5 protein-coding genes and 1 pseudogene are annotated in these 5,606 nt (G+C 72.6%); all 6 read right to left on the reverse strand.

All coding sequences use genetic code 11. The annotated features are described in order from the left end of the window. Nucleotides 1–635 (reverse strand): annotated as a pseudogene (locus ACTWQJ_RS45435) (two-component sensor histidine kinase); the annotation flags it as partial. 74 nt (nucleotides 636–709) lie between these two features. Next, the gene (locus tag ACTWQJ_RS45440) at nucleotides 710–1,606 is read right to left on the reverse strand and encodes an alpha/beta hydrolase (RefSeq protein ID WP_443312246.1); all 897 of its coding nucleotides are present in this window, start codon (nucleotides 1,604–1,606) and stop codon (nucleotides 710–712) included. A 258-nt stretch (nucleotides 1,607–1,864) separates the two neighbouring features. Then, complete coding sequence (gene kynU, locus ACTWQJ_RS45445; protein ID WP_443312247.1) at nucleotides 1,865–3,058, reverse strand: kynureninase; 1,194 nt, start codon at nucleotides 3,056–3,058, stop codon at nucleotides 1,865–1,867. Further along, nucleotides 3,051–3,881, reverse strand: coding sequence for a tryptophan 2,3-dioxygenase family protein (locus ACTWQJ_RS45450; protein ID WP_443312248.1), 831 nt, complete (start codon nucleotides 3,879–3,881; stop codon nucleotides 3,051–3,053). Before ACTWQJ_RS45450 ends, kynU begins: the two co-directional genes overlap by 8 nt. Before the next feature lie 148 nt (nucleotides 3,882–4,029). Then, complete coding sequence (locus tag ACTWQJ_RS45455; RefSeq protein WP_443312249.1) at nucleotides 4,030–4,443, reverse strand: DUF3151 domain-containing protein; 414 nt, start codon at nucleotides 4,441–4,443, stop codon at nucleotides 4,030–4,032. Nucleotides 4,444–4,500: 57 nt separating this feature from the next. Beyond that, a partial coding sequence (locus ACTWQJ_RS45460; RefSeq protein ID WP_443312250.1) for an MFS transporter occupies nucleotides 4,501–5,606 on the reverse strand: 1,106 nt, incomplete at its 5' end.

A 5,606-nucleotide genomic window follows, 5' to 3' on the forward strand; every position in this document is an offset into this window, starting at 1 on the left:
CGGCGAATGTGCCAGACGGCGACGCAGAGCAGGACCATCGCGGAGATGACCAGCATGGGGCCGACGTTCGTGCCGTAGTAGTAGCTCGGGCCGAAACCAGCCTCGGCCACGAGGCCGTAGGCCGCTGTCAGCGCCCACATCCACGCGGCCGTACGCGGCCTGGTGCGCATGGCCACGACCGTCAGCACCGTCAGATGGCAGGCGAAGGAGCCGGCCGCCCACGGCCACTCGCCCCAGCTGCCGCCCAGGACTCCGGCGACCGGAGTGGCGGCCATCGACAGCCAGAACGCTCCGACGGGCCGCACCATGGTCAGCAGAATGGGGAGCACGCAGAGCGGACCGAGCAGCAGGGCCGGGCCGCCGGTGTCGATGGTGGAAATGGGCAGCGTGAGCAGGGCCGCCGCGATGATCACGGCGTGCGGGGTCCAGGCCGCGTACTCCCGCAGGCGGCCGGGCAGCCGCCGGGTCAGCGGGCCGTCGACGCTCATCCGGGGCAGCGGACGGTAGGCGAAGGCGTTGTGGAACAGGTCCTGGCGCAGCCCGCTCAGGGCGCCCATGGCCAGCCGGTACTCGGGGCTGCGCGACGCGCCTGCGCCCCCGGGCGGCGGCGTCTGCGTCTGGGTCGTCTCGGTCACGTTGAGAACGGTAGGCGGAGGCGGGGGTCGCGTCGTCCCCAGTGAGGGGGGTCCTTCAGGATCCGTCTCAGGTACTACCAGGCCAACTGCGCGATCTCCTCCGCCACCACCGCACACGCGTCCGCCGCCGGATCGATCAGCGGAAAGTGACCGACGTCCTCCAGCAGCGTCAGACCGACCACCTCCCCCGCCTTCGCCGCCGCGTCCGCATACGACTCGCCGACCGCCTGTGGGACGACGATGTCCGTGCGGCCCTGGACGAGGGTCGTCGCGATGCCGGTCGGGAGCAGGAGCGCGGGGTCGGCGTAGGGCCGACGCTCGGCGAACTCCACTCCCCCGCCCAGGAGTTGTCGCGCAGCACCCCCGCAGACGTCCAGCTTGTCGGCGACCGTGAAGTCGGCGATCGGGGCGAGGGCGACCACACCCCGCAGGGGCGCGGGGCGGTCGGTGCGCCAGGGGGCGTCCGCCGGGAGGACATGGCGCGCCGCCGCCCAGAGGGCCAGGTGGCCGCCGGCCGAGTGGCCGGTGAGCACGGTCCGGCGCGGATCGGCCTGCGGGAGCGCCTCCCGTACGAGCGCCGGCAGTGCGTCCAGCGCGGCCGCGACGTCGTCGAAGGTCTCCGGCCAGCGTCCGGCGACCGGGCCGCCCCCACCAGAACCCGCCGAGCTGTCCGCGCCCTCCGCCCCGCGCCGATACTCCACATTGGCCACGGCGAACCCCCGCCGGGCCAGAAAATCCGCGAACGGCGTGACATGCCGACGGTCGTACGGAGCCCGCCACGCCCCGCCGTGCAGTACGACGACCAGCGGCGCCAGGCCGCCCTGGCCGACCTCGCCGCGCGGCGCATAGAAGTCGATCACCTGGTCGGGGTGGTCGCCGTACGCGGCGACGGCGTCGGGGTCGACGGGCGGGTGCGAGAAGGCCGACTCCTCCTCGGCGGCGGCCCGGGCTGCTGGGATGTTGTCCGGCATGCTCCAACCTCTCAGCGGTGAAACGGGTTTGGACGAAAGCGGGGGTGGCGGACCAGGTGGGAAGACGGCCGTTGGCGGGGACGGTATCAGGCGGGTGACGTGCGCTGACACAGGCCGGGGTGGGTCGCGCAGCCCGGCGCTACGAGGTGCCTCCCCCACTCTCGGCTTCGCTCGAGCGGGGGGACCCCCATCGCCCACCCGTGCCGCCCTGGGTCCCCCAGGCCCTTAAGGCACTGGGGGAGGCACGACTGCCCGCAGCTACGCCAGCTTCCCCAACACCTCTCCCAAAACGCGCGCCGCCCGTTCCACATCCGCGAACCCGACGTACAGCGGCGTGAAGCCGAAGCGCAGTACGTCCGGGTGGCGGAAGTCGCCGACCACCCCTCGTTCGATCAGCCGTCGCATCACCTCGCCCGCGTCCGGGCACCGCAGCGCCACCTGGCTGCCGCGCTCCTCGTGCGCCGCCGGTGTCAGTGATTCGACGCGGCCCTCGGGGACGTACTCCCCGACGCATTCCAGGAAGAAGTCCGTCAGCGCGAGGGACTTCGCCCGTACGACCTCGACGGAGACGTCGTCCCACACCTCCAGTGCGGCCTCCAGGGCGAGCATGGACAGGATGTCCGGCGTGCCCACCCGGCCCCGTACGGCACCCGCGCCGGGCTCGTAGGCGGTGCGCATGCCGAAGGGGTCCGCATGCGAGTTCCAGCCCGGCAGGGGGGAGTCGAAGCGGTCCTGCAGATCGGCACGGACATAGAGGTACGCCGGTGAGCCCGGGCCCCCGTTGAGGTACTTGTACGTGCACCCGACCGCCAGATCCACCCCGTGCTCGTCCAGCCCCACCGGCAGCGCGCCCGCGCTGTGGCACAGGTCCCAGACCACCACCGCACCCGCCTCGTGCACGGCGGCCGTCAGGCCGGAGAGGTCGTGCAGCCGGCATGTACGGTCGTCCAAGTGGTTCAGCAGCACCGCGGCCGTACGGCCGGACAGCACACCGGGCGCCTCCGCCGGCACCACCGGACGCAGCGTGCAGCCCGTCATCCGGGCCGCCGACTCGGCGATGTACCCGTCCGTCGGGAAGGTCGTCGCGTCGACGACGATCTCGTCCCGCCCGGCGCCCGCCATCCGCACCGCCGCCACCAGGGCCTTGAACACGTTCACGCTCGTGGAGTCACCCACCACGATCTGCCCGGGCGCCGCCCCCACCAGCGGAGCGATCCGGTCGCCGATCCGTTCGGGCGCCGTCCACCAGCCGCTCTCCTCCCAGGACCGGATGCGCAGCTCACCCCACTGGCGGCGGACCACGTCGTCGACCCGGCCCGGCACGGAAACCGGAAGCGCGCCCAGCGAGTTGCCGTCCAGGTACACAACGTCGTCGAGCACGAACCGCTCACGCAGAACGGACAGTTCGTCCGCGGCGTCCAGTTTCTCCGCCTTGACGGCCAGTTCAGACATGGGACCTCGCCGTCCACAGCTCGGGGAAAACGTTCTTCTGCGCGCGCTTCTCCAGCCAGGCCACCCCGGCGGAACCGCCCGTCCCGGGCTTCGCGCCCATCGCCCTGCGCGTGGCGACCAGGTGATCGTTCCGCCAGCGCCACACCAGCTCGGCGACGTCGGTCAACGCCTCGCCCAGCCGGGCGACTTCGTCACCGGGATCTCCCGAGTAGACGGCCGTCCAGGCCGCCTCGACCTCGGGAGAGGCCTCGTACCGCTGCGACACGTCACGCATCAGGACGGCGTCCGGGATCGCGTGGCCGCGCCGCGCGAGCAGGCGCAGCACCTCGTCGTACAGGCTGGGCTCGTGCAGCGCCTTCTCCAGTTCGGCGTGCACGCGCGGGGCACCCCGGTGCGGGACCAGCATGGACGCGGACTTCTCACCGAGCAGGAACTCCATGCGGCGGTACATCGCCGACTGGAAGCCGGAGCCCTCGCCGAGCGCGGAGCGGTACGAGTTGAACTGGGCCGGCGTGAGGTGCGCAAGCGGTTTCCATGAGGCGTTCAGCGCCTCCAGCTCCCGTACGGAACGCTTCAGCGCGTCCATCGCCACCGGCACCCGGTCCTCGCGGAGCGCCTTCGCGGCGGTCTCCCACTCATGGACGATGACGGTGAACCACAGCTCCATCACCTGGGTCGTGACCAGGAAGACCATCTCTCCGGGATCGTCGGAGAGGGTGTGCTGGAGGTGGGTGAGCACGTCCGCCTTGACGTAGTCCTCGTACGGCGTCGTGCCGGCGAAATCGAGATGCGGGGTCTCGGGCTCGTGAGCCTCGTGGGACATCGCTGTCTCCTGTTGTAACTCCGGGTAGCGGTCCGCCCCTGCCGTTACCGACACGGGGGCCCCGGTCCCCACCCGCATCCTCAGGGATCGCCCGGGGGCCTCGCAAGGCCCGCCCGGTCACACCGGGCGGGCCTCACGCACTCGAAAATCAGCCGAGCGTCTGCGCCGCCGTCGGCGAGGAGTCCTTCAGGAACTGCGTGCAGCGCTCGTACTCCTCCTGCTCACCGATCGCCCCCGCCGCCCGGGCGAGCGCGTGCAGGGCGCGCAGGAAGCCGCGGTTCGGCTCGTGCTCCCAGGGCACGGGGCCGTGGCCCTTCCAGCCGCTGCGGCGCAGCGCGTCCAGGCCCCGGTGGTAGCCCGTACGGGCATAGGCGTACGACTCCACGACGCTGCCCCGCTCGAACGCCTCGTCGGCCAGCTGGGCCCAGGCCAGCGAGGACGTCGGGTACTGCGCCGCGACTTCGGCGGGCGCGGCACCGTTCGCGAGCAGCTCGCGCGGCTCCGGGTCGTCGGGGAGGTGGGTCGGGGGCGGTCCCCCGAGGAGGTTCTCGTGAATCGTCATGGGTCCAGTCTGGTGCATCCCGGTCGGCCGGGAACCGTGACGGTGGGCCGACGGGCTCTACGAGGCGATCGACCCGGGTTCCGGCTGCGGCGGCCGTTCCAGCGGCGGGCTCACCACATGGCCGTGCATACGGCACTCGGGGCGCTTGCAGTCCGGGGCGGGCCGTCGTACGAACGCGAAGGCCAGCACCGCACCCGCGACCAGCACCACCGCGCACAGCGGCATCGCGCGCCGGAACGCGGTGTTGAAGGCGTCCGCCGAGCGGTACGCCTCCGGTCCCATCCCTGCGAGCAGCGGCAGCGCGGCGACCGCGAGCAGGCCCGCCGCCCGGGCGGCGGCGTTGTTGATGCCGCTGGCCAGGCCCGCGCGTGCGGCGTCGACGGAGCCCATGACGGTGGCGGTCAGCGGGGCGACCAGGGTGACCATGCCGAGGCCCAGTACCAGCAGCGCGGGCAGGACGTCCCTCACGTACGAGGCGTCGGGGCCCACCCGCAGCATCAGCAGCATCCCGGCCGCACACAGCAGCGGGCCGACGGTGAGCGGGATGCGCGGGCCGATGAGCTCCCCCAGCTGGCCGGAGCGGGCGGAGAACAGCAGCATCAGGACGGTCGTCGGCAGCAGGGCCGTACCGGCGGCGAGGGCCGAGTAGCCGGACACGACCTGGAGCTGGAGCGCGGCGAGGAAGAAGAAGCCGCCGAAGGCCGCGTACACGCACAGGGTGACCAGGTTGACGGCCGTGAACTGGCGGGACCGGAAGATGTCCAGCGGCATCATCGGGTCCAGGCGGCGCTTCTCGACGTAGCCGAAGGCGATGCCGGCCGCGACGCCCGCGACGGCCGTCAGAGCGACGGCCACGGAGCCCTCCTGGGCCTCGATCAGCGCGTACGTCACGAGGGCGAGCGCCAGAGCGCCCAGCACCGCGCCGAGCACGTCGAAGCGGCCGTGACTCTTGCCGTCGGCCGACTCGGGGACGTGCCGCAGGGCGACGGGGACGCAGACCAGCGCGAGCGGGACGTTGAGCAGGAAGACCCACCGCCAGCCCGGCCCGTCCACCAGCCAGCCGCCGACGAACGGCCCGACGGCGGCCCCGATGCCCCCGAACCCCGACCACAGCCCGACGGCCCGGCCCCGGTCGTCGGGATGGAAGGAGGCCTGGATGAGGG

Origin of the sequence: Streptomyces sp. KR55, from assembly GCF_052245645.1 — a bacterium.
GTDB classification, from domain to species: Bacteria; Actinomycetota; Actinomycetes; order Streptomycetales; family Streptomycetaceae; genus Streptomyces; species Streptomyces flavusporus.

Bases quoted from the DNA above. Each gene is read 5' to 3' on its own strand.
- ACTWQJ_RS45440 (WP_443312246.1), bottom strand. From the start codon at position 1,606: ATGCCGGACAACATCCCAGCAGCCCGGGCCGCCGCCGAGGAGGAGTCG.
- kynU (WP_443312247.1), bottom strand. From the start codon at position 3,058: ATGTCTGAACTGGCCGTCAAGGCGGAGAAACTGGACGCCGCGGACGAA.
- ACTWQJ_RS45450 (WP_443312248.1), bottom strand. From the start codon at position 3,881: ATGTCCCACGAGGCTCACGAGCCCGAGACCCCGCATCTCGATTTCGCC.
- ACTWQJ_RS45455 (WP_443312249.1), bottom strand. From the start codon at position 4,443: ATGACGATTCACGAGAACCTCCTCGGGGGACCGCCCCCGACCCACCTC.